21 protein-coding genes and 1 riboswitch are annotated in these 20792 nt (G+C 70.7%); of the genes, 10 read left to right on the forward strand and 11 right to left on the reverse strand.

The genetic code is table 11. The features are described from left to right. Positions 1–21: 21 nt before the first annotated feature. Positions 22–564 (reverse strand): SMI1/KNR4 family protein, encoded by a 543-nt coding sequence (locus ACH5A8_RS13435; RefSeq protein WP_399001231.1) that lies wholly within the window; start codon positions 562–564, stop codon positions 22–24. Then, on the reverse strand, positions 558–695 hold the full coding sequence (locus tag ACH5A8_RS13440) for a hypothetical protein (RefSeq protein ID WP_399001233.1): 138 nt from the start codon (positions 693–695) through the stop codon (positions 558–560). The genes ACH5A8_RS13435 and ACH5A8_RS13440 overlap by 7 nt, the downstream gene beginning before the upstream one ends. A gap of 271 nt (positions 696–966) precedes the next feature. Here ACH5A8_RS13440 and ACH5A8_RS13445 point away from each other — a divergent pair, with 271 nt between their 5' ends. From ACH5A8_RS13445 to ACH5A8_RS13455, 3 genes are read left to right on the forward strand one after another with little or no spacing between them, the layout of a single operon-like run. Continuing rightward, positions 967–1656 (forward strand): hypothetical protein, encoded by a 690-nt coding sequence (locus ACH5A8_RS13445; RefSeq protein ID WP_399001235.1) that lies wholly within the window; start codon positions 967–969, stop codon positions 1654–1656. A 31-nt stretch (positions 1657–1687) separates the two neighbouring features. Then, the gene (locus tag ACH5A8_RS13450; RefSeq protein WP_399001238.1) at positions 1688–2245 is read left to right on the forward strand and encodes a SigE family RNA polymerase sigma factor; all 558 of its coding nucleotides are present in this window, start codon (positions 1688–1690) and stop codon (positions 2243–2245) included. Further along, positions 2242–3027 carry a hypothetical protein gene (locus ACH5A8_RS13455; RefSeq protein WP_399001240.1) on the forward strand — a complete coding sequence of 262 codons (786 nt, stop codon included), beginning with the start codon at positions 2242–2244 and terminating at the stop codon, positions 3025–3027. The genes ACH5A8_RS13450 and ACH5A8_RS13455 overlap by 4 nt, the downstream gene beginning before the upstream one ends. Before the next feature lie 93 nt (positions 3028–3120). Here the strand turns inward: ACH5A8_RS13455 and ACH5A8_RS13460 are convergent, their stop codons facing one another. Further along, on the reverse strand, positions 3121–3318 hold the full coding sequence (locus ACH5A8_RS13460; protein WP_399001242.1) for a hypothetical protein: 198 nt from the start codon (positions 3316–3318) through the stop codon (positions 3121–3123). A gap of 101 nt (positions 3319–3419) precedes the next feature. Here ACH5A8_RS13460 and ACH5A8_RS13465 point away from each other — a divergent pair, with 101 nt between their 5' ends. Further along, positions 3420–4631, forward strand: a complete 1212-nt coding sequence (locus tag ACH5A8_RS13465; protein WP_399001244.1) for a cytochrome P450 — start codon at positions 3420–3422, stop codon at positions 4629–4631. A 415-nt stretch (positions 4632–5046) separates the two neighbouring features. Beyond that, on the forward strand, positions 5047–6984 hold the full coding sequence (locus ACH5A8_RS13470) for a lamin tail domain-containing protein (protein ID WP_399001246.1): 1938 nt from the start codon (positions 5047–5049) through the stop codon (positions 6982–6984). Between the two features lie 402 nt (positions 6985–7386). Here the strand turns inward: ACH5A8_RS13470 and ACH5A8_RS13475 are convergent, their stop codons facing one another. From ACH5A8_RS13475 to ligA, 4 genes are all read right to left on the reverse strand, one after another. Further along, a complete protein-coding gene (locus tag ACH5A8_RS13475) occupies positions 7387–7722 on the reverse strand; it encodes a hypothetical protein (RefSeq protein WP_399001248.1) in 336 nt (111 codons plus the stop codon). A gap of 767 nt (positions 7723–8489) precedes the next feature. Beyond that, a riboswitch (SAM riboswitch) is annotated at positions 8490–8596 on the forward strand. Between the two features lie 97 nt (positions 8597–8693). Beyond that, complete coding sequence (locus ACH5A8_RS13480; protein WP_399001249.1) at positions 8694–9581, reverse strand: DUF1963 domain-containing protein; 888 nt, start codon at positions 9579–9581, stop codon at positions 8694–8696. Positions 9582–9806: 225 nt separating this feature from the next. Next, complete coding sequence (locus tag ACH5A8_RS13485) at positions 9807–10652, reverse strand: hypothetical protein (protein WP_399001251.1); 846 nt, start codon at positions 10650–10652, stop codon at positions 9807–9809. A 377-nt stretch (positions 10653–11029) separates the two neighbouring features. Next, positions 11030–13135, reverse strand: coding sequence for an NAD-dependent DNA ligase LigA (gene ligA, locus ACH5A8_RS13490; protein ID WP_399001253.1), 2106 nt, complete (start codon positions 13133–13135; stop codon positions 11030–11032). 284 nt (positions 13136–13419) lie between these two features. Between ligA and ACH5A8_RS13495 the strand changes: the two genes are divergently transcribed. Continuing rightward, a complete protein-coding gene (locus tag ACH5A8_RS13495; RefSeq protein ID WP_399001255.1) occupies positions 13420–13950 on the forward strand; it encodes a nuclear transport factor 2 family protein in 531 nt (176 codons plus the stop codon). A gap of 148 nt (positions 13951–14098) precedes the next feature. Here the strand turns inward: ACH5A8_RS13495 and ACH5A8_RS13500 are convergent, their stop codons facing one another. Next, on the reverse strand, positions 14099–15340 hold the full coding sequence (locus tag ACH5A8_RS13500) for a beta-ketoacyl-[acyl-carrier-protein] synthase family protein (RefSeq protein ID WP_399001509.1): 1242 nt from the start codon (positions 15338–15340) through the stop codon (positions 14099–14101). Positions 15341–15407: 67 nt separating this feature from the next. Here ACH5A8_RS13500 and ACH5A8_RS13505 point away from each other — a divergent pair, with 67 nt between their 5' ends. After that, positions 15408–16025 (forward strand): TetR/AcrR family transcriptional regulator C-terminal domain-containing protein, encoded by a 618-nt coding sequence (locus ACH5A8_RS13505; RefSeq protein WP_399001257.1) that lies wholly within the window; start codon positions 15408–15410, stop codon positions 16023–16025. Between the two features lie 342 nt (positions 16026–16367). Here ACH5A8_RS13505 and ACH5A8_RS13510 read toward each other — a convergent pair whose 3' ends face one another. After that, positions 16368–16541 carry a CsbD family protein gene (locus tag ACH5A8_RS13510; RefSeq protein ID WP_399001259.1) on the reverse strand — a complete coding sequence of 58 codons (174 nt, stop codon included), beginning with the start codon at positions 16539–16541 and terminating at the stop codon, positions 16368–16370. Positions 16542–16676: 135 nt separating this feature from the next. On the opposite strand from ACH5A8_RS13510, the gene ACH5A8_RS13515 reads away from it, so the two are divergent. After that, positions 16677–16847: a hydrophobic protein gene (locus ACH5A8_RS13515; RefSeq protein WP_399001261.1), complete on the forward strand. Its 171-nt coding sequence runs from the start codon at positions 16677–16679 to the stop codon at positions 16845–16847. 356 nt (positions 16848–17203) lie between these two features. Here ACH5A8_RS13515 and ACH5A8_RS13520 read toward each other — a convergent pair whose 3' ends face one another. After that, positions 17204–17965, reverse strand: coding sequence for an SDR family oxidoreductase (locus ACH5A8_RS13520; RefSeq protein WP_399001512.1), 762 nt, complete (start codon positions 17963–17965; stop codon positions 17204–17206). Between the two features lie 101 nt (positions 17966–18066). Here ACH5A8_RS13520 and ACH5A8_RS13525 point away from each other — a divergent pair, with 101 nt between their 5' ends. Next, positions 18067–18912, forward strand: coding sequence for a helix-turn-helix transcriptional regulator (locus ACH5A8_RS13525; protein ID WP_399001263.1), 846 nt, complete (start codon positions 18067–18069; stop codon positions 18910–18912). Between the two features lie 304 nt (positions 18913–19216). Here the strand turns inward: ACH5A8_RS13525 and ACH5A8_RS13530 are convergent, their stop codons facing one another. Beyond that, positions 19217–20113 carry an alpha/beta hydrolase gene (locus ACH5A8_RS13530; protein ID WP_399001264.1) on the reverse strand — a complete coding sequence of 299 codons (897 nt, stop codon included), beginning with the start codon at positions 20111–20113 and terminating at the stop codon, positions 19217–19219. Positions 20114–20203: 90 nt separating this feature from the next. Here ACH5A8_RS13530 and ACH5A8_RS13535 point away from each other — a divergent pair, with 90 nt between their 5' ends. Next, complete coding sequence (locus ACH5A8_RS13535) at positions 20204–20641, forward strand: MarR family winged helix-turn-helix transcriptional regulator (RefSeq protein WP_399001266.1); 438 nt, start codon at positions 20204–20206, stop codon at positions 20639–20641. Positions 20642–20792 lie beyond the last annotated feature (151 nt).

Raw genomic sequence — 20792 nt, forward strand, 5'->3', positions numbered from 1 at the left:
GCGGTGGTGCTCAGCCGGAGGTCAGTCGATCCGGTCGCTCAGGCCCAGCACCTCCGGGTCGTCACCGGGGAAGTCGCCGGGCATGCCCGGCACATCGAGGGTGCGCCCGTACACGCCGGTCAGGAACTCCACGACGCCGACCGGGAACTCGTGCCACTCGGCGTTGTCCGTCCGGACGACCACCGGCCACGCTTCCGGGTCCCCGGGGCTCGTCCTCCAGTACAGCACGTCACCCGAATCGGACTCACCCCAGGAGATCAGGCCTCCCGGCCGCGGGTAGGGAACGTAGTCCTCGGCGTCCCCCATCTCGTACAGGTCCTGGAGGATCTCGTCCTCCCTGGACGCGGACGCCCACGACGCCTCGGCGCCGGGCCGGGGAACGGCAACGGTCAGGAAGTCGTCGATGACCAGCACCGGGTACGCCTCCGCCAGGGAGCGGAAGTCCGAGGGCAGCGCCGTGCCGAGAACCGCCTCGAGGGCGGCCCAGTCCACGCCGCGCCCGCCGGGCACACGCCACCGTGTCATCGCCGGAAGCGCGGCCTCCAGCTTTTCGAGCCTCAGCATGTCGTCTGCCGCTCCGTGCTGTTCTGGACCACGACGTCGGTGGACAGCGGTCCGTCCTCGGCGCAGGCGGACATGGTGCTGCCGTCCGCGTGACCCGTGGTGTGACTGTAGTTGACCTTCCCTGTGTACATCACCCGCTTCCCGGCCGCGAGTAGCTTCACCGTCGATGCGGCCACCGACGTGCTCGCCCCCGGCCTCGCGACCGTGATGAATCGGTCTTCGTGAAGTGATGTCGTGCGGGCGTGCAACCCGTCGCGGGGGTTCGGGAGTACCTACGAGCGGATGTCCGAGCCGCGACGCCGTCCTGGTGATCGCGGCAGGCCGGCACGCGGGCCCAGCGCGCCGGCCGTCGAGGACCGCCCGGCGCGGTGCCGGGCGGCAGCTCTGAAGGGGAAGTGCTCCATGGCTCTCAGTCCTGGCAGGAAGGCGGCCAAAGCGGCCGTCGCCGTCGCCGTCCTCGGCGGGATGTCGTTCGGTGCCTCCGCGGTCGCGGCGACGCCGGGCCCGGCCGCCCACACGGCGTCGGCACCCGCCTCAGCCGTCGCCGTACGATCCGCTTCCGTTCACCAGCGGGTGGCACCGCTGCCGCAGGTGGTCACGCAGGTGATCGGCAGCGGCACGGTGGACGGACACCGCTGGTCGGTGGCGCTGGAGTTCCACCCCACACTGCCCGAGGGCTACGCGCCGCCCACCCCGCCCGGCGGAGCCACGACACCGGGCGCCTCGTCGCTGCTGTGCCAGCGCATGTACATCGGCGGTGTCCGCATCGACCACCAGGGCGGCCCCTGGTCCGACTGCCAGTCGGTCACCGGCACCCAGGATCCCGGTGTCGCGGGGGAGTTGGGTCTGTGGGGTCTGCACGACAAGGGCCTCAGCGGCAGCCGGCTGCTGGTGTCCAATCCCGAAGCGGCGGTCGCCTACGGTGTGGTGTCGCTGTCCGACGGTACGCGGGTGAAGGCGGCCACGGTCTCCGTGCCCGGCACCGTCTACCGTGCGTGGGCCGTGGCCGTTCCCGACGGGCTGACCATCACCGCGGTCGACCAGTACGACGTCCACCACCACCTGCTCAGCCACGACACCGGCTGGCACTGACCACCCAGACGAAGGACGGGCACATCCTGCCGTGCAGCCAAGTGACCGCAGGGCCGCGGACAGCGGACCGGACTCGGACTTCACCCGGTTCGTCACCGCCCGTTGGCGGGCCCTGACCCACACCGCGTACCTCCTCACCGGCGACTTCCACGAGGCGGAGGACCTGGTGCAGACGACGCTGGCGAAGGTGTACCCGCACTGGCGGCGCCTGGAGCCGGAGCGCGCCGAGCACTACGTTCGGCGCGCCCTGGTCAACACCAACCGCAGCCGCTACCGCCGCCGCAGGATCACCCACCTCCTTCTCCCGTCGCTGCCCGACACCGGTCCCGTCCACGACGACGGGGCCGGTGCCGGGGGTTCGGACGTGCACGACGCTCTGGCCCGCGGGCTCGCCGAACTGCCCGAGCGGCAGCGGGCGGTCGTGGTGCTGCGCTACTGCGAGGACCTGTCCGTCGAGGAGGTGGCGGACATCCTCGGTTGCTCGACCGGCACCGTGAAGAGCCAGGCGTCCCGGGCCCTGGCCAAACTGCGCAGCCGTTCGACTCTCGCCCGCACCTACCTCCCCAGCCGCCCCGCAGAGGCACGATGACTCCTGACCAGGACCAAGAAGACTGGCTGCGCGCCGCCGTCGCCCGGTCACGCGACGCCCACCCCGCGTCCCAGGCTCCCGTCGGCCGGATCCTGACCGTCGCGCGCGCCCGCAGGAAACGCCGCCGGGTCGCGGCCGCCGTGGCGAGCGCCGCCTGCGTCCTCGGCCTCGGCCTGGCGGCCCCGTCTCTGAGGCAACCGCCCGGCGCCGTCGGCGCCGCGGGCCGGCCCTCGCCCTCGACGCCCCACTCCGCCGCCCCCACACCCGCCCCCGCCCCCGGCGCGGTCAGCGCCCGGGTGGCCGAGGGGACGACGGGCGGCCACCGCTGGTCGGTGGCGCTGGAGTTCCACCGCACACTGCCCGAGGGCTACGCGCCGCCCACCCCGCCCGGCGGAGCCACGACACCGGGCGCCTCGTCGCTGCTGTGCCAGCGCATGTACATCGGCGGTGTCCGCATCGACCACCAGGGCGGCCCCTGGTCCGACTGCCAGTCGGTCACCGGCACCCAGGATCCCGGTGTCGCGGGGGAGTTGGGTCTGTGGGGTGTGCACGACAAGGGCCTCAGCGGCAGCCGGCTGCTGGTGTCCAATCCCGAAGCGGCGGTCGCCTACGGTGTGGTGTCGCTGTCCGACGGTACGCGGGTGAAGGCGGCCACGGTCTCCGTGCCCGGCACCGTCTACCGTGCGTGGGCCGTGGCCGTTCCCGACGGGCTGACCATCACCGCGGTCGACCAGTACGACGTCCACCACCACCTGCTCAGCCACGACACCGGCTTGCGCTGACCGGACCGACCGGGCGACCGGCCCCAGCGGCCCGGGCATCTCACCGCCCTTCCGGGCGAGTCGACCCGCTGCCGGGCGGGTGGACCGCCGTGATCAGGCGGCCGGGCGGGCGGTGCGGCCGCGCCCCGAGCCGGCGCGGCGGACGTCCCGGACGTCCCGGGCGACCGGGGCGGTCACGACGGCGGGAACGAGAACGTCGTCGGCCAGGACGCCACCCGTGTTCCCGGCGGCGTGGTCGCCGTTTCGACGGCGTTCGCCGTGACGGGCGGCCAGGTCGCGGGCTGGGTCCACGCACCCCACGGGCGAAGCGAGGACCACTCCCCGCTTCGTGCTAGGGTCCGACTCCTGACACCTGAACGGGCAATGGTCCCCACTTCTGTCCGGAGTGGCCGATGAGCACACAACACCCCACCGTCCGACTCGCCGACCTCACCGACGACTTCACCGCCGACCCCTATTCCGCCTTCACCGCACTGCGCTCCCGCGGGCCCGTCCACCACGTGCGTTTCCCCACCGGGGACGAGTCATGGCTGGTGGTCGGGCACGAGGAAGTGCGCGCCGCGTTCGCCGAACCCAGGCTGCGCCATGACGTGCGGCACTCCGCCGACTTCGAGGACGACGGGCTGTACGCCGTGGGCCGCAACATGCTCCAGGTCGATCCCCCCGATCACACCCGCCTGCGGATCCTGGTGGCCCGCGAGTTCACCGCCCGCCGCGTCCAGGCGCTGCGGGCCCGCGTGCGGGAGGCGGCCGGTGCGCTCCTGGACGCCGTGGTCGCCGACGGCCGTGCCGACCTCATCACCGCCTACGCCTACCCGCTGCCGCTCACCATCATCTGCGAGTTGCTCGGCGTGCCGGACGTCGACCGGGCTGCCTTTCGGGCGTGGTCCACACAGGTCGTCGCCCTCGACGACGCGCAGCAGTCCGCCCGAGCCTCGCAGGAGATGGCCGCGTACCTCGCGGGACTGATCGAGGAGAAGCGGCGGCTGCGGGACGCGGCGGAAAGCGATCTGCTGCACGCCCTGGTCCGCGCCAACGACGGGGACGGCGCCGACCGGCTCGCACCCGAGGAACTGCTCGGCATGGCCTTCTTGCTGCTCGTCGCAGGGCACGAGACCACCGTCAACCTCATCGCCAACGCCGTCCACCTGCTGCTCGGCCATCCTGGGCAGCTCGCCGCCCTCCGCGCCGACCCCGCGTTGTCGCAGGGCGCCGTGGAGGAGACGCTGCGCTTCGAGTCGCCCGTACCGGCGGGCACCTACCGCTACACCGCCGAACCGATCACCCTCGGCAGCGTGCGGATACCGGCGGGCGCGCGTGTCGTGCTCTCCATCGCCGCCGCGAACCGCGACCCCGCGCGTTTCTCGGCCCCCGAACGGTTCGACATCCGCCGCGATCCGGCCGCGACCCGCGCCCACCTGGCCTTCGGGCACGGACTGCACCACTGCCTAGGTGCCCCGCTGGCCCGCATGGAGGCGACCCTGGCCCTGCGCATCCTGCTGGACCGCTTCCCCCGCCTGGACTTCGACGGTGACGGCACACCGCGGTGGCGCACCAGTCTCATGCGGAGCCTGCGGGAGCTGCCGGTGCGCTGGCAGACGTAGGTCCCCGCCGCCGAGCACGAACGCCAAGGCGTGCAACGGATCCCCCTCTCGGCGCGTGGCCCGCCCGCGCGGCATCGTCGCCGGACGGGGCCGGGCGCCCCTGATCAGGAGGGAGAAGGACGGTCGTCGACACCAAGAGCCTGCCGCTGTTCGCGTTCGGCAGCAGCACTCGGAGGTGAGCGCTGGTGACAGGAGCGTATCGATGTGAGCCAGACCGGTCTCACCACGGCCGGTCTCCACCACGGTCACCGGTCAGGCTGTCTCAATCGTGGCGGCGATGCGCGCCCGCCGTTCCGGTGGTCAGCAGCCGGCATTCAGCCGGAGTACACGCTGTCTCCAAGTCGCTTCGCCAGAGTTCCGCCTCGTGCCTACTTCACACTCACGCGTCGGCGTCGCCTCGGTATGCGCCGCGGCTTTGACGTTCTCAGGACTGGTCGCCACCGGGCTGCTGGCCGCTCAGCCTGCGGCTGCCGCTGACCCGGCCGGCTACCGAAACGTTCGCATCAACGAGGTCACCTCCTCGAACAACGACACGGTGGAGCTGTACAACACCGGCTCCACCGCGGTGAGCATCAGCGGCTGGAAGATGTCCGACGACAGCTTCTCGCCGCAGTCGTTCATCCCGTCCGCCACCACGATCACTGCCGGCGGGTTCGTCACCTTCAACTCGCCCAAGGGCCTCGGTGACTCGGACGAGCTGATCGTCTACACGGCCGACGGCACGGTGGTCGACCGCGTGGAGTGGGCCGGCGACAAGGCGAAGCCGGCGATGGCCCGCTGCGGGGGTGACGGGACCGGCGCATGGGTGACCACGGCCAAGGAGACCACGTTCGGCGCCGCGAACGCCTCGGGCTGCCCGTCGTCGATTCCGTCGGCGAGCCAGGTGCGGATCAACGAGGTCACCTCCGACGGCTCGGACACCGTGGAGTTGTACAACGGTGGGGCGAGCGCGGTCGGCATCGGGTCGTGGAAGTACGTCGACAACGACACCGGCCACGCCCCGGTCTCGGTCTCTTCCTCCTCTCCGAGTGCCACGAGCATCCCCGCGGGCGGCTACGTCACCTTCGATTCCACCCTTGGCCTGGGCGACCAGGACTCGCTCTTCCTCGTCGACGGCAGCGGAAACTCCATCGACTCGGTGACCTGGGCCACTGACGGCGCCAAGCCGTCGGACGGGCGCTGTGCCAACGGCACCGGCTGGTTCCAGACCTCGACGACCGCGACGCTCGGCGACGCCAACTCCTGCTCCGGCGGCGGGAGTGGCGGCGGTGGAGGTGGCGGTGGCGGTCAGACCGGCCATCTGCTGGGCGGGGGCGGCTCTCTGACCAGCGGCTGCACTCCTGAGGCGCCTTCCGGCTCGGGCACGACACCGGCGGGCGCGTCGGCGTGGCCTGGCGGGCTGGACGTCACCATCGCCGACAACGTCTGCGCGTTCACCACGTCCACCGGCCCGGAGGGCCGCGACGTGAGCGGGCTGGCGTTCGACCCGGCGAACCCGTCGGTGCTGTGGGCCGCCAAGAACAAGAACTGGCTGTACAAGCTGGTCAAGAGCAACGGCAAGTGGGTCCCGGACCCGTCGTGGAGCGCGACCGGCAAGCAGATCCGCTTCGCGGGAGGCTCGGGCCGGCCGGACTCCGAGGGCGTGACGGTCGGGGGCGACGGCCACATCTACGTGACGTCCGAGCGAGACAACGCCGACAACACGGTGCCCAAGGACACGATCATGGAGTTCGACCCGGCCGCGACCGGATCGACATTGACGCCCGTCCACCAGTGGGACATGACGTCGCAGTTTCCCCAGCTCGACACCGGCAGCAAGGACGACGCCAACCTGGGCTTCGAGGGCGTCGGGTACGTGCCCGACAGTTGGCTGACCGCGAACGGCTGGGTCGACCCCCTCACCCACGCCGCCTACGACCCGGGCAACTACCCGCTGCACGGTTCGGGCCTGTTCTTCGCCGGTCTGGAGTGGGACGGCACGCTGCACGCCTACGGTCTCGACTCCGACGGCTCGTTCACGACGTTCGGCACGGTCTCGACCGGCAAGGCGTCCGTGATGGACGTCATGTTCGACGCCGGGACCCAGCGCATCGTCGCGACCTGTGACAACACCTGCGGCGAGACGCACACGTTCATGAAGGTCGACGCCGCCGGCACGATCGTGCCGGATGTGACCTACACGAACCCGGCCGTCATGCCGATCGACAACCTGGAGGGCTTCGCCATCGCCCCCACATCGACCTGCGTCGGCGGCCTGCGCGAAGCGGTGTGGAGCGATGACGGCGTATACGGCTTCGGCTCCGGAACCTCCTCCTACGGACACGCCCTCTACAGCGGCACGTTCCCCTGCTGATTGTCTGAGCGCCGAGGGAGGGCTCACGGACGAGGCCGGCTCCAGACGATGCGGAGCTGGTCCTCCGAGTCGGGAATCGAGGTCAGACGCAGGGGGCGTCCGATGACGCGTACTCGGCGGTCCGGGTGGCCGAAGGCCGAGTTGATCCTGTCGGACGCGGAACGGGCCGCGCTGGAGGGATGGGTGCGGCTTCGTTCCGCGCCGCAGGCACGGGCACTGCGCTGCCGGATCACCGAGGATCGCTGCGGGTGGTTCGGCGAGGAGCAGGGCGCTTGCTCGCCCGGATGGTGTCGTCGAAGGTCGCCTGCCAGATCGGCCCCGCCAGACCCGCCCCGCCAGACCCGCCCCGCCAGACCCGCCCCGCCGGGGACGCCCCGGCCCCTCGCACTCGCGGGGGCGTCCCTACTCGCGCTCGTCCAGAGGGTTGTCGTCGGCGTCGATGTACTGCTCGACCTGGGTGTAGCCCATGGCGAGGCTGCTGCGACGCCGTCTGCCGGTGGAGATCACGCGCAGTTCCAGACGCTTCGACCAGCCCGCCACGTCGGCCGGGGAGACCGGTCCGACCTCGCACTGGCGCAGCCAGAGCACGGGGTCGAAGCGGTCCGCGGTGCCGGTGAGGGCGTCAGCGAGGTTGAAGGCGATGTTCCGGCGGGCGTGGAAGTCCTGGTCGCCGGATTCAGCGATGGCCGCGGAGATGGTCTCGTAGTCGGCGCGGCTCATCTGTCGGTTCGTGGCCATGGGGCCCCTCCTGGGTCGAGGTGGTTCGCTGTTCGGGTGCGGGACGGCTCGCCGGACTCGGATGTCGAGCCGGACGCCCGCACGCAGGGGGTGCGTACGCATCACGCAGCGATGGACGCGCGTTGTCCTCCGATGGCACGGCCGCTGCTTGAACGGACGGACCGAACGGCGCTGTCTCCGGCGGCGGGCGGTGGTGCTGCAGGAGGACGGTGCGGGAGCCTTCCAGGCGCCCCGTCGCCCGCCCCCGTATCCGCGGGGACCGTCCCGACAGCGTCACGCACGGGGACCCGCGCCGATGTCCGTCGCGCCGCCGTCGCGGGACAGCAGACTCCAGTCACGTGGGCGAGGTCATGGGCGAAAGCGGGACGGCTGTCAGGGGGGCACGCCGTGACGTCGTGGAGGATGTCGGTGCCGGCAGGCAGGCCCCGGGAAGTCAGGGAAAGGGCCCCCGACCGCGCCTCGCGGACGCGGAATCGGTCCGTGCCGTTCGGTCCGGGAACCGGCTGTCGACGACCGTGCACCGGTGGAGTTCCCGGCCCGGGGATGTGGTCGCAGCGTCGAACCTGCATGAGGGGCCTCCTGTGGACGAAGGACCCCCTTACCCACCGGCAGGGAGATCGGTGCTCACCCCCACACGGTCGTGGGAGCCGGTCCTCGGTGCGATCGGCACCGTGACCGAGCGGAACGATGCCACAACACTGGCCGAGTGGCAAACCGTTGTGGATCACGTTGTGCGAGATCCGGAAGGGGTGTTACTTCCGCGCCCAGGTCACAAGTTCCGGCGTCAAGCCTCGGTTCGCTGGACGGCATCCCGCTCGCCGCGGACGCACCGGACGACGACCGGCCCAGCGCGGTGCGTGGGGAAACGGGCTTCCTTGACATAGCCGCATCTCTGGAACGTCTTCCACGTTCTCACTCCGTGATCGCCGCGCGAGACGCGTCGTCTGCCACCGCAGAGGTGCTCGATCTGGTCAAGGGGCCTCGAAATTGGTCACGGCCAGTGCCTTGTCCACTCGGGCGGCGGCCAAGTCGTCGTGGCGGATCACGAAACTCGTACAGTAGGCCTCGTACTCCGGGAGTTCCCTGGCGAGCGATATCCATTCGCTCGTCATCCGGTGCTTTTCCTCCTCCAGGTGGGAATACCATTTCGCGATCGGGATGGCGGGAATCTCGCCCGCCTTCTCGCGTCCCGCGAGAGTCTGCTCCGCGATGCTGTTGATCACCTCGTCATCGGCATACCCGCCGATGAGGACGCCGGCGCCGGACGGCCAGAGGTCGTGAGCCAGAGCGCGAAGTTCTTCCAGGTGCGGCAGGTCATGCTCCATGTACCGGAACAACTGCTGCTGGAAGGGAGACATGTCCTCCCAATCGAGGTCCTCCCAGTACTCGTGCCAGTCCTCGTCGCCCTCCTGGAGCCACATGGGCAGTTCGGCTCTGAGTTCGGCGCAGACGTCGAACCGCACGCGGACACACGCGGAGTCGGGGGGTTCCGCGACCGCGGTTTCGCTGCCGTCCGGTACATGCACGACTCGCGCGTACCTCCCGGAACTGTCCTCGTGGTCCCTCTCCTGGTGAACGAAGAAGAGCAGCGTCCCGTCCGCGGGCAGGTCGAAGCCGTCGACTCTCGGCAGCGCCCCACAATCGACGGAGAACAGGAACGGCAACGGAATGCCCCCGGCAGACGGCCACTTCATGCCCACCGGCAGCCGGGGCAACCCACCGAACTGCCCGGCCGGAGAACCACCGCTGCCCCCGAACAGCCCGATCGACAAACGAAGGTGCCGACTGAACCTGCTGATCTCGTCGTCCGGTATGCCCATTTCAAGCGCTGCCCGACGAAACTCCCCCTGATGATCCATGCGCAAGAAGATAAACCCTTTTCACCCGGCTGCGCCAACAGGGTGTCGGCGGCCATGGGCTGTATGTGGTGGATGCGAGCGGGCGGTCACCTTGGAACCTCCCAGCGGATTCACCGACAGGAAGCAGCGCGGCTCCAAGGCGGGGTCACGCACGTACTCTCCGGGACAGCGATCGGTCCTGGCTTCGAAGTGCCACGCGTCGTTGGGAAATGGATGGTGCAGCCCTCATGTCCGTTGGGCATGGGATTCCACGAGTTTTACCGAGACCGGCAGATCTCGTTCCGGGGAACGCCAGGTTCGGTCATCGTCCGCCCGCGACCGCGTCGCCTCGCGTGCTTCGGTGAGGGCTCGCTGCCTGAGGTTGCCGCCGAACAACTGAATCGTGGTGGCGGCCAGGATGTCCTCCCGGCCGATGGTCCGTCCGTCCCTCCTGGGAGGGGAGAGGGCGCTGAAAGAATCCTTGACGAACGTGGGTGGCTCGGGTTCGCCCGGCATCACCAGGGCGACCGTACCGAAGCGTTCGACCCCGCCCTCGCGGGCGACCATGGCCGCGTCCCGGGCGAGGTCCGTCAGGAACACGCTCGCGATGCCGTCCAGGTCGCGGACCATCGCCGGGACCGCGGTCGCTCCCCGGCTCCGCAGGAGCTTCTTGACCCCAGCCTCGAACCTGTGGGCGCCGACCACAGCGCTCGGTCTGCGCGACCTGCCGCGCTGACGGGAAGGCGCGACGACACCCTCGGAGTCGTACAGGACACCGGTCATGCCCTGAAACGTCGGGCTGTGGTCGTACCACTCGGTCCCCACCTCGAGTTCGACGTTCCGGTCGATCGCCGACAGAAGGTCCTGGGGAATCAGCTTCTTCCGGGCCTCCGCCGCCGCCGCTCTCCTCGCGCCGTCGATGATCTCCGTCAGCACCGTCCGTGTCACCGACGCGGCGGCCCACGCGGCCGACCGGGAGACGTGCATCGAGGTCACGTCCCTGAACACCGCCTTGACGAGAGGAGGCTTGAACGACGAGACATGCTTGACCGAGGCGGTTCGGGGACCGCCGCGCCCAGGGTGTGCGGGCATCGGAACGAACGCTCCTTGCTGTCGGAGTTGTCAGAGGCCCACACTTCACCACGCAGACCGCTCTCTTCCTCCATCCTCCGTCGAAGCGGTACCCGGTCAAGGGCCTGACGGGCACCTCTCGACGGGCGGGCGGTCGTCGTCGACGTGCCGGTCGGGCCGGGCACCACGGTCGGGTGGCCTTGACGATGCGCTTCACCCCGGTGGCGCCTCCGTCGTCCTGGCCGTAAGAGCCGCCGGGCAAGCGTCGACTCGTCGGCGGGGACGGGGGGCAGACCCGACGTCGGCGCGCGGGGTGGTGCGGCAGCTGTTCCCCACCGGGGGCTGGGGGAGTGCCGTAGCTGTCGTCGCGCGCCCACCGGTGATCACCGGACAGCTCTTCAGCCGAGGTAGTCGGCGACCAGGGCGGCGAATTCGTCCGGGGTGGCCAGGCGGATACCGAGGTCCTCGGCCTTGGCCCGCTTGGATCCCGCGTTGTCTCCGGCGACGACCAGGGTGGTCTTCTTGGAGACGCTGGAGGAGGAGCGGCCGCCGGCTTGTTCGATGAGCTCGTTCATCTGGTTGCGGCTGAGCGTCTCCAGGGGGCCGGTCATCGCGCCGGTGACGACCACGGTCATTCCGGCCAGTGGTCCGCCCGCACGCTCGGTGTCCTCGTCCTGGCCGCCGGCGTCGCGGGTGTCTCCGGTGTCGTCGTGGGGCGGAGCGGGCGGGGTGGCGCCGGGTTCGGTCATGTTCACCCCGACGGCGGCGAGTCTGTCGATGAGCGGGGCGAGTTCGGCGAGTTCGGCGACGATCGAGGGGGCCTTCTCGGTGCCGATGCCCTCGACCTGCTGCATCGTTTCCACGTCGGCGGCACGGATGTTGTCCATGGTGGCGAAGTGCCTGGCGATACGGCGGGACATGGAACGGCCGGTGCCGCGGACCCCGAGCGCGCACAGCACCCGCGACAGCGGCCGTCCCTTGGCCGTGGCGAGAGCGGTGAGGAGGTTGTCGGTGCTGGTCGCCCCCATCCGCTCCAGGCTCATCAGCTGCTCCCGGTTCAAGGTGAACAGGTCGGCGAGATCGGCGACGAGACCGGCGTCGACGAGCTGGACGACGCGGGTGTGGCCGAGGCCCTCGATGTCGAGCTGGTCGCGGCCGGCCGCGTAGGACAGGGCGGCCACCAGATGGCACGCGCGTCCGTTCTCACAGCGCCAGCGCTGCTCGCTGGTGTCGATGCCGGCCCCGCAGCGCGGGCACGTCTCGGGAAAGGCGATGGGCTTCTCGTCGCCGGTGCGCAGATGGGCCACGGGCGCTTCGATGCGGGGAATGACGTCGCCGGCCCGGTGCACCATGACGTGGTCGCCCAGTCGCAGATCGCGGCGGGTGATGTCGGCCGGATTGTGGAGCGTGGCGTAGGTGATGACGGCGCCGTCGATCTCGACCGGCTCCAGGACGGCGCGCGGGGCGATGACGCCGGTGCGGCCGACGTTCCACTCCACCTCGAGCAGCCGGGTGATCTTCTCGACGGCCGGCAGCTTGTAGGCGATCGCCCAGCGCGGAGCGCGTGAGCCCGATCCTGCCGCCTGCTGGTCGGCGGCCAGGTCGGCCTTGATGACGATCCCGTCGATGCCGAACGGCAGATCGGCCCGCAGGGCGGCGATCTCCCGCACCCGGATCAGCACCTGCTCGACGGTGTCGGCGGTGACGCCGGGCACCGCGGTGGCGGCGGTGGTGTTCACCCCGTACGCGGCGGCCCGGACCATGAGATCGCTGTGCGCGAGGCCGCCCAGCCGCGCGGCGAGCGCCGCCCCGGTGCCGGGCAGGGGCAGCAGGCCGTAGCCGAAGAACGTCATCGGCACCGTGTAGGCGCGCTCCTTGGCGCGCAGGCTGCCCGCCGCGGCGCCGCGCGGGTTGGCGAACGGCTGCCCGCCGTGCGCGGTGCGCACCTCGTTGGCCTGCTCGAACTGGGCGGTCGTCATCAGGACTTCGCCGCGGACTTCGACGGTGACCGGTTCGGCGAGTTCGTCCGGCAGGCCCGCGATGGTGCCGATCGCGTGCGAGACGTCCTCCCCGGCCGTCCCGTCCCCGCGGGTGATCAGCTGTCTGAGGCGGCCGTCGGTGTACCGCGCGGCGACCGCGAGCCCGTCCAGCTTCGGCTCCACGCTGAACCGCTCGATCTCGTGGCCGACGCGCCGGGTCAGGGAGGCCGTCCAGGCGGTGAACTCCTCCGGCGAGAACACGTTGTCCAGGCTCAGCATCGCCACCGTGTGCGGGACATCTCCCTCCACCGCGCCGCCGGCGACCTTCCCCGTCGGGGAGTCGGGCAGCACCCGATCGGGGTGTTCGGCCTCCCACGCGGCGATGCCCCGCACCAGTCGGTCGTAGGCGTCGTCGTCCAGGGCCGACGTCCCGCCCGCGTAGTAGGCGGCCGACGCCTTCACCGCGTCCTCGACCGCCTGCGCGTAAGCGGCGGCATCCATGATCACAGCTGCAGGAGTTGTCATGCCCGTCACCCTGCCTGCCACCACTGACATCGCCCGATGCCGCGGGTGGGAAGGTATGCCGGAGGTTCTGTTCGCGGCGAAGCCGCCGGCCGAGAACCGCGAGAGGGCGAAGGATCCTTCCGCGCGCGGAGCGGGCATCGGCCGAGCCCGTGGCCGCGTCTCACGTCGCGTTCGACCTGGCCTCCGCAGGGAGGCCAGGGCCGGCGCTTGCCACGACCACGTCTTCGACGGGACGGAAGGCGGCGTCTTGACCTCAAGCGCGCTTGAGACCCGATGATCGAGACATGCATGAGATCAGTGGCACGTCCACTCTCCGGGACCACTTCGAGATCACCACCGTCATCAGCGGCTTCTTCCGCGCCATGGACGAGCGGCGGTTCGAGGAGAGCTGGGCCGGGGCCTACTTCACCGAAGACGCGCGGACCACGACGCCGCTCGGCGTGGCCGAAGGCGCCGAGGCGATACGCCAGGTGGAGGAGTCCGTCGGTCGGTTCGCCGCCACCCTGCACCTTTCCTCCGACGTCGTGGTCCGGGCCGAACCGGGCGCGAGGACGGCCGATGCCTCCTGGAACGCCCACATGACCCACGTCCACCTGGACTCCACGCTCCGTGCGCGGGGCGAGGACGCCAACCCCCTCTTCACGGTGGGCGGCGTCTACGAGGGGAAGTTCCGACGCACCGACAGCGGCTGGCGCATCAGCCACATGTCCGTGCGCACTCTCTGGACCGCGGGCGAGCCGCCTGTTCTGCCGGAGGAGACCGCTGGTCGCGTAGCGGAACTGACCGGTGCCCGGGCATCGGGCCGAGCCCGGTAGCTCATGGGTGGTGCGGCCCGGACCTGGGGAGCCCAGCGCGCTTCCCAGGGCCTCGTACGCGAGTGCCGGCCGTTGCCCCGAGGCTACGGTCCTGCCGTACGGCTCGATGAGTCACCGTCGGCTCGGACCGAGGAAGGCCAGGTGCCGGTCACCGTGCCATGTGCCGTGCGCCGGTGACGATGAGTGAGACGTTCTGTCCGCCGAAACCGAAGGAGTTGCTGAGCACGGCGTCCTGGGGGACGTCTCGTCGCTCTGCGACGACATCGAGGCCGATGTCGGGATCGACGCCGGCCGCGGTGAGGTTGCGAGTCGGCGGGACGACGCCGTGCTCCACACTGAGGACGGCGATGAGCGCTTCGATCGCGCCGGCGGCACCGAAGAGATGGCCGAGCGCCGCCTTGGGGGCCGTCACGGTGGCCCGGCCGAAGACCTCCCTGATCGCGTGCGCCTCGGCCACGTCGCCGACCGGAGTTCCGGTGGCGTGGGCGTTGATGTGGCTGATCCGCTCGGGAGCCAGGCCGGCTTGCGCGAGGGCCTTCCGCATGGCCGAGATCTGACCGGAGCCGTCGGCAGCGGGCGCCGTGATGTGGTGAGCGTCGGCGGCGATGCCGGCGCCCGCGAGTACCGCGTGGACGCGGGCGCCCCGGGCGCCGGCGTGCTCGGCGCTTTCGAGCACCACGACAGCGGCGCCTTCACTGAGGACGAAGCCGCTGCGGTCCGCGGCGAACGGCCGTGACGCCGAGGCGGGTTCGTCGGTGTACCGCGACAGAGCCTGCGCCTGGGCGAAGCCGGCGACGGTGATCGGCGTGATCGCGGCCTCGGTCCCGCCCGCGATGACCACGTCCGCCTCGCCGGCGCGGATCAGCCGGGCTCCCAGGGCGATCGCCTCGGCGCCGGAGGAGCATGCCGAGACGGGCGTGTAGGCCCCGGCCCGTGCGCCGTACTCGATGCTGATCAGCGCCGCCGCGGCATTGGGCATGAGCATCGGCACCGTGCGGGGCGAGACGCGCCGCGCCCCGGCCGCCTCCAGTACGTCGTCTTCCTTCAGCAGCGTCCGTACGCCCCCGATGCCCGTGCCGATCGATGAGGCGAGCCGGTCCGGATCGACCCGCGGGGCACCGGCATCGGCCCAGGCTTCCGCCGCCGCGGTGAGGGCTGCCTGCTGCGAGCGGTCGAGCCGCCTGGCCTGCACGGGCGGTAGCGACTCGGCGGGGTCGACCGCCATCGTCCCCGCGACGGCGCAGGGAAGGCCGGTGTCCTCTTGGCCTGGCAGGACGGCTCGGCGGATGCCGGACTCGCCGGCGAGCAGGGCTGTCCAGGTGGACTCCACGTCTCCACCGAGTGGTGTGATCGCGCCGAGTCCCGTCACGACGACTTCGGTCCCGTGCATACCCATGGCCCTTTCTTGTATGCGATACAAGTGAATGGAACCCTGTTGTATCACATACAATTCCGGCGTGGAGAAGCAGCGGACCGAAGCCCGGTCGACGTCGGCGCGCTCGCGTGACCGCGGTCGCGCGACGAGGCGCCGGCTGATCGAGGCCACTGCGGAGCTCTGCAAGGAGCGGCCCGGCGCCGAGGTGAGCGTCGCGGAGATCGCGAACGCGGCGGGCGTCTTCCCCAACCAGGTCACCTACTACTTCGGCTCCAAGGACTCGCTGCTCGTGCACGCCGCCTTCCTCGGCCTGCTGCACGACGCCCGACGGATCGAGCGCATCGGGCGGCAAGCCCCCGATGCGGCGGCGTTTCGACGCAACATCGCCCGCGCCGTACTGGCCATGCCCTCGCTCCCGTCGGTCGCGCGAGCACTCGCCGCCGGGATCTCCAAGCCCGAACTCGCCCCCGTGGTCGACCAGCACCTCCAGCTGCTGTTCCGGCAATCCGAGCGCTTCGTGAGCCGGCTCATCGACGGCCGCGGCTGGAGGGCCCGTCGACCGCTCGATGTGGAGACCAGGACGTTCTGGAGCACCGCGCTCGGCGCGGTGCTGCTCGTCCGCGCCGGCGCACACGGCACTGTCGCCGATCTCGACCTCGCCGGAGCATTGACCATCCACGACGACCTTGAGCCCGTATAGGGCCTCGCGTCTGGATCAGAGGGCTCATGCGGAGCCGCGTGGCATCGGGATCTTCCTGACTCCGGCCGCAGGACCGCATCTCGGCCGCACGGCGGAGCAGCTTCACGTCTCGTCGGCGGCGGTCACAGCCGTGGCGGTGATCAGGCTCTCCGCCCCGTGCCGACGGAACGCGGCTGCCCGGCCTCCCCATCGATCCGCGACGGCCGTCGGTGCTCGAACAGCCGCCGACCGGAGACCGGAAATCGCTGAACCGTGACGACACAGAAGAGTGGGAGCCTTCCTGACGTAAGGAAGGCTCCCACTCTTCTCGTGAGGTACTGCGGCGATCGAGGACCGAGGACGTCAGTGCTTGAACGCGTCCTTGGTCTTCTCCTTGGCCTCGCGGGCGTCGCCGGTGCTCTTCTCGGCCTGTCCCTCGGCGGCCATACGATCGTTGCCGAGGGCGCTGCCCACGGCCTCCTTGGCCTTGCCCTCGGCCTGCTCGGTCTTCGCCTTCGCCTTTTCGCCGGCACTCATGAAAGACAGCCTCCTCGTAGTGTCCGCTCGCGGCGGTAACCGGCTCGTGCCCCGCCTTTCTCACCGCAAACAAAGGTGTTGCCGAGGAATGCGAACAGCAATGCAGGGCAATCGGAGGGCAGGAGGTAGATAACGATGGTTCCCCTTTTGCTTGTCCTGCTTCTCGCGCTCATCCTTTTCGGCGCCGGCTTCGCCCTGAAGATCCTGTGGTGGGTGGCGCTGATCGTCCTGGTGGTGTGGCTGCTCGGCTTCGTGATGCGTTCCACCAACACGGGCGGCGGCCGCGGCCGCTGGTACCGATGGTGACCTGACACACCGCACGCACCCCCGGGTAGGGCCCTGCCGAGATCGGCAGGGCCCTACCGGTCTGACCGGCGAACTGTCCGTGGACCGCGTCGGGCGGATGCGTCCAGAAGGGAATTCCGGGTAGGTGTGGTGCAGTTCGAGGGCGGGACGGGCACGCGCGCCAGGACCCGCGCAACCTCCATGTCGCGTTCCCGCCCCCGGCGTCACCCGCTCGCCACCGGGGCCGGCCGGGCGGCGGGCGCGGGGACGCGTCCTCCATGCCGCCTTCCGCCGCCGTCAACGAGCGCATGCGACGGGTGTCGCGGGACACGTCGAAGAACGGTGCAGCAGTGAGCACGCTGCCCGCCCGCACGGGGTCAGGCGGGCTGGCCGATCGGACGGATCGTCACCGTGTTGAGGTCGACGCCTGCCGGCTGGTCGAGCGCGAAGCCGATCGCCTCGGCCACCGAATCCGGGCTCATCGCGATGGGGGGAGCCTGGCCGTGCCAGAACGCGGTGTCGATCATGCCTGGGTTCACGACCGTGACTCCGATGCCGCGGGTCGTGGCGTGCAGGCGGAGGTTCTCGGCGAAGCCGACCACCGCCCACTTCGTGGCGGAGTAGAGGTTGCCCGGGCTGTTCTTGATTCCGGCCACGCTGCCGATGAGCACCAGCCGGCCGTGGGACTGCTCCAGGTGGGGCAGGGCCGCCTTGGCCAGCAGAGCCGGGCCGAGCACGTTGGCGAGCACCATCGGTGCCCACAGCTCCGGATCGCCGCCGTCGATGACGCCGGCACCGCCCGTCCGGAAGTGATCCGCGGACGCGCCGCCCGCGTTCGCGATCGCCGCGTCGAGCGCACCGAAGCGCTCCACCGTGCCGGCGACCGCCGCGTGCGTGCTGTCCCAGTCGGAGGCATCTGCCACCAGGCCCAGGACGCGGTCGGCGTGGCCGACTTCGTCGAGGAAGGCCTTGAGCCGACCGGGGTCGCGCCCGGTGACCGCGACCCGGTGGCCACGCAGGAGCAGGAGCCGAGCGGTCGCGGCCCCGATTCCGCTCGTGCCACCGGTGATCAGGACCGTCCTTCCGGCGACCGGCGATGCGCCGGAGTCAGTGAGTGTGTCAGTGAGTGAGGCGTTCATGGCGTCCACTCTGTGGCGCGGCGCGGGCCCGCGACAGTTGCTGCCGAAGGTGGGGACGACATCCCCTGGCATCGACGTGGCCACCCAGGGAAGCTGTGCCTATGTCGAACACGCGGTACTCCGAACTCGGTGGCTTCCTGCGTTCGCGGCGCGAGCGGATCCGCCCCGGGGAGGTCGGGCTCGCGCCCGGCCCGCGGCGCCGCGTCCCCGGTCTGCGTCGCGACGAGGTCGCCGTGCTGGCCGGCGCCTCGGTGGAGTACTACACCGAGCTCGAGCGCGGTGCCGGCTCTCAGCCCTCCGACCAGATGCTCGCCGCGCTCGCCCGCGCCCTGCGCCTCAGCCGCGACGAGCGTGACCACCTGTACCGGTTGGCGAACCGCCCGATCCCGCACCAGGGCGGGACGGCGTCACACGTCCACCCCGCGATGCTCGACCTGCTGACACGGATCGACGGGACCCCGGCGATGGTGAGCACCGACCTGCACACCGTTCTGGTCCAGAACCGGCTCGCCATCGCGATGCTCGGCGACCTGTCCGCGCACCACGGCCGCGCGGCGAGCTTCATCCACCGATGGTTCACCGACCCGGCCTCGCGGCGGATCTACCCGCAGGAGGACCTCGCCCCGCAGTCACGCTCGTTCGTTGCCGACCTGCGCGCGGCGGTCGGGCGGCGCGGCCCGGGCGACACCGAGGCGACCGAGCTGGTGGACGAGTTGCTGCGGCAGTCGCCGGAGTTCGAGGCGCTCTGGGCCGACCAGGACGTGGAGGTGCGCAGGGACGAGCGCAAGCGGATCGTCCACCCCACCGTTGGCGTGCTGGACCTCAACTGCCTCAGCCTCTTCAGCGAGGACGGCCGCCGGCGGTTGCTCTGGTTCACCCCACGCGCCGGTACCGACACCGCCGAGAAGCTCGCGCTGCTGACCGTCGTGGGCACACAGGCGATGTAGCCCGGACCAGTCCGGTGAACCGTGCCGCGTTGTCACGGGTGGCGGCGGTTCCTGCGAGACGTGTGAGCCTGTCCGCCGCGTCCCGGGCGGTCGTACACACGGGCCCGCTCCGCATGCCCCACCGCAAGTGGGCAACGGCCAGGAGCGGGCCCACCGCCGTCTGCGGCCGCGCCGCCGTCACCTCACCGGTCAGCGCGACCGCCGCCCCGGCCGCCGATGACCTCGGCCAGAGGATCTCGCCCGCTTGCCACGAGAGCTTGACGGCCGGCGGGCGCCTGCCGGTCTCGTCGTCCGGAGTTCTCCTTCAGGCGCTGAGGCGCTGGGTGAGGAACAGGGCGGCGCGGTCGAGTGCGTGGTCGGCTTCGTCGAGTTGGCCGATGAAGGACTGGAAGACATGCGGTACTCCGGCCGTGATGTCCAGGATGACGTCGACCTCGGCGTCCCGGGCTCGTTCGGCGAGGCGCACCGAGTCGTCGAGCAGCAGTTCGTTCGTGCCGACCTGCAGCAGCAGCGGCGGGAAGCCGGTGAGGTCGGCCAGGACGGCCGGCGCGAGCAGTTCCTGGTTCGGGTCCTGTCCGCCGAGGTACCAGTCGCCGGTGTGGGCCATGCCCTCGCGGGTGAAGAAGGGGTCGATCCCGGCTTTGGTGTCCATGCTGGCGCCTGAGCGGGTGTGGTCGAGGCCGGGGGAGAACGCGACGATGGCGCCGGGCATGGGCAGTCCGGCCCTCTTGGCGGCGAGGGTGGTCGTCACCGTCAAGCCACCACCGGCCGAGTCGCCGGCGAACGCGACGGATTCCGGGCTGACCCCGTCGTCGAGCAGTGACCGGTACGCGGCGAGGCAGTCCTCGATCGCGGCGGGGAACGGATGTTCCGGCGCGAGCCGGTAGTCGAGCGACAGCGCACGGAACCCGGTACGGGCGACCAGGCCGGCGGTCAGCCCCATCGCCGTCTGTGGCGATCCCAGGGAGAACGAGCCGCCGTGGAAGTAGAGGAGGGTGCCCGGGCGTGCCTCGCCCTCCGGTTCGACCAGTACCGCGGGCCGCTCGCCGAGCACGGTGCCGGACGTGCGCACGTCCGGCACCGGGAACAGCGCCATCAACGCCGTGAAGTCGCCGCGCATCTGCTCGACGGGCCGCGGCATGAAGCCTTGCGGGCCCCGCCTCAGCATGGCGTCGACCGCCGCCCGCTGTGCCTTGCTCATGGCTGTGCTCCTCCAGAGGTACGTCACTAAACTGTATGCCGTGGAAGGTAATATATATGCCGCGGCATCTAAGAGGGTAGGGTGACGACTGTGACGTTCTTCAGTGATCTGGTGCGGTGTGAGACACGCCTGTACAACGCGCTCAACGATCAGATGCGCGACCGCCACGGGATCGCGGCCTCACAGTTCGAGTTCCTCCGCTATCTGCGCGATCACCCGGGCGCACGCGTCGGCGACCTCGCGGGGTTCTTCGCGATCGGGGTCGGAGCGACCAGCAAGGGGATGGACCGCCTCGAAGGGCGCGGCTTGGTCAGGCGCATCCCCAATCCCGCAGACCGCCGCTCCTCGCTGCTCGAACTCACCGACGCCGGCACCGAACTCGTCAACGACGCGGAGAAGACGTTCGCGACCATCAGCGGACTCGTCCAAGCAGCGCTCGACCCCGAACAGCTGCAGGCCACGGCGCAGGCGCTGCGACGACTGCGCGTCGCGCTCGAACACGACAAGATCGGCACGCCTGTCGGCTGAAGCGTGTCCAGCGGATCATGATGCGGCTGGGATGGGTGTCTCCTGGAACTCCCGCCGGTGTGCCGGCCACAGCTGTCCGCACCGCACCCTGTCCTTACTCCTTCACTCCGGCCAGGGACATGAGCGGGAGCGGCCGCGGCCACTGGCGCGC

This window comes from Streptomyces sp. NPDC018610, assembly GCF_044391765.1.
GTDB lineage: Bacteria > Actinomycetota > Actinomycetes > Streptomycetales > Streptomycetaceae > Streptomyces.

What these genes read in the sequence shown, in the direction of transcription:
- ACH5A8_RS13520 (WP_399001512.1), bottom strand. Translation starts at nt 17,965, where the DNA reads ATGAACGCCTCACTCACTGACACACTCACTGACTCCGGCGCATCGCCG.
- ACH5A8_RS13435 (WP_399001231.1), bottom strand. Translation starts at nt 564, where the DNA reads ATGCTGAGGCTCGAAAAGCTGGAGGCCGCGCTTCCGGCGATGACACGG.
- ACH5A8_RS13485 (WP_399001251.1), bottom strand. Translation starts at nt 10,652, where the DNA reads ATGCCCGCACACCCTGGGCGCGGCGGTCCCCGAACCGCCTCGGTCAAG.
- ACH5A8_RS13480 (WP_399001249.1), bottom strand. Translation starts at nt 9,581, where the DNA reads ATGGATCATCAGGGGGAGTTTCGTCGGGCAGCGCTTGAAATGGGCATA.
- ligA (WP_399001253.1), bottom strand. Translation starts at nt 13,135, where the DNA reads ATGACAACTCCTGCAGCTGTGATCATGGATGCCGCCGCTTACGCGCAG.
- ACH5A8_RS13525 (WP_399001263.1), top strand. Translation starts at nt 18,067, where the DNA reads ATGTCGAACACGCGGTACTCCGAACTCGGTGGCTTCCTGCGTTCGCGG.
- ACH5A8_RS13445 (WP_399001235.1), top strand. Translation starts at nt 967, where the DNA reads ATGGCTCTCAGTCCTGGCAGGAAGGCGGCCAAAGCGGCCGTCGCCGTC.
- ACH5A8_RS13530 (WP_399001264.1), bottom strand. Translation starts at nt 20,113, where the DNA reads ATGAGCAAGGCACAGCGGGCGGCGGTCGACGCCATGCTGAGGCGGGGC.
- ACH5A8_RS13465 (WP_399001244.1), top strand. Translation starts at nt 3,420, where the DNA reads ATGAGCACACAACACCCCACCGTCCGACTCGCCGACCTCACCGACGAC.
- ACH5A8_RS13500 (WP_399001509.1), bottom strand. Translation starts at nt 15,340, where the DNA reads ATGCACGGGACCGAAGTCGTCGTGACGGGACTCGGCGCGATCACACCA.
- ACH5A8_RS13515 (WP_399001261.1), top strand. Translation starts at nt 16,677, where the DNA reads ATGGTTCCCCTTTTGCTTGTCCTGCTTCTCGCGCTCATCCTTTTCGGC.
- ACH5A8_RS13510 (WP_399001259.1), bottom strand. Translation starts at nt 16,541, where the DNA reads ATGAGTGCCGGCGAAAAGGCGAAGGCGAAGACCGAGCAGGCCGAGGGC.
- ACH5A8_RS13495 (WP_399001255.1), top strand. Translation starts at nt 13,420, where the DNA reads ATGCATGAGATCAGTGGCACGTCCACTCTCCGGGACCACTTCGAGATC.
- ACH5A8_RS13475 (WP_399001248.1), bottom strand. Translation starts at nt 7,722, where the DNA reads ATGGCCACGAACCGACAGATGAGCCGCGCCGACTACGAGACCATCTCC.
- ACH5A8_RS13440 (WP_399001233.1), bottom strand. Translation starts at nt 695, where the DNA reads ATGTACACAGGGAAGGTCAACTACAGTCACACCACGGGTCACGCGGAC.
- ACH5A8_RS13455 (WP_399001240.1), top strand. Translation starts at nt 2,242, where the DNA reads ATGACTCCTGACCAGGACCAAGAAGACTGGCTGCGCGCCGCCGTCGCC.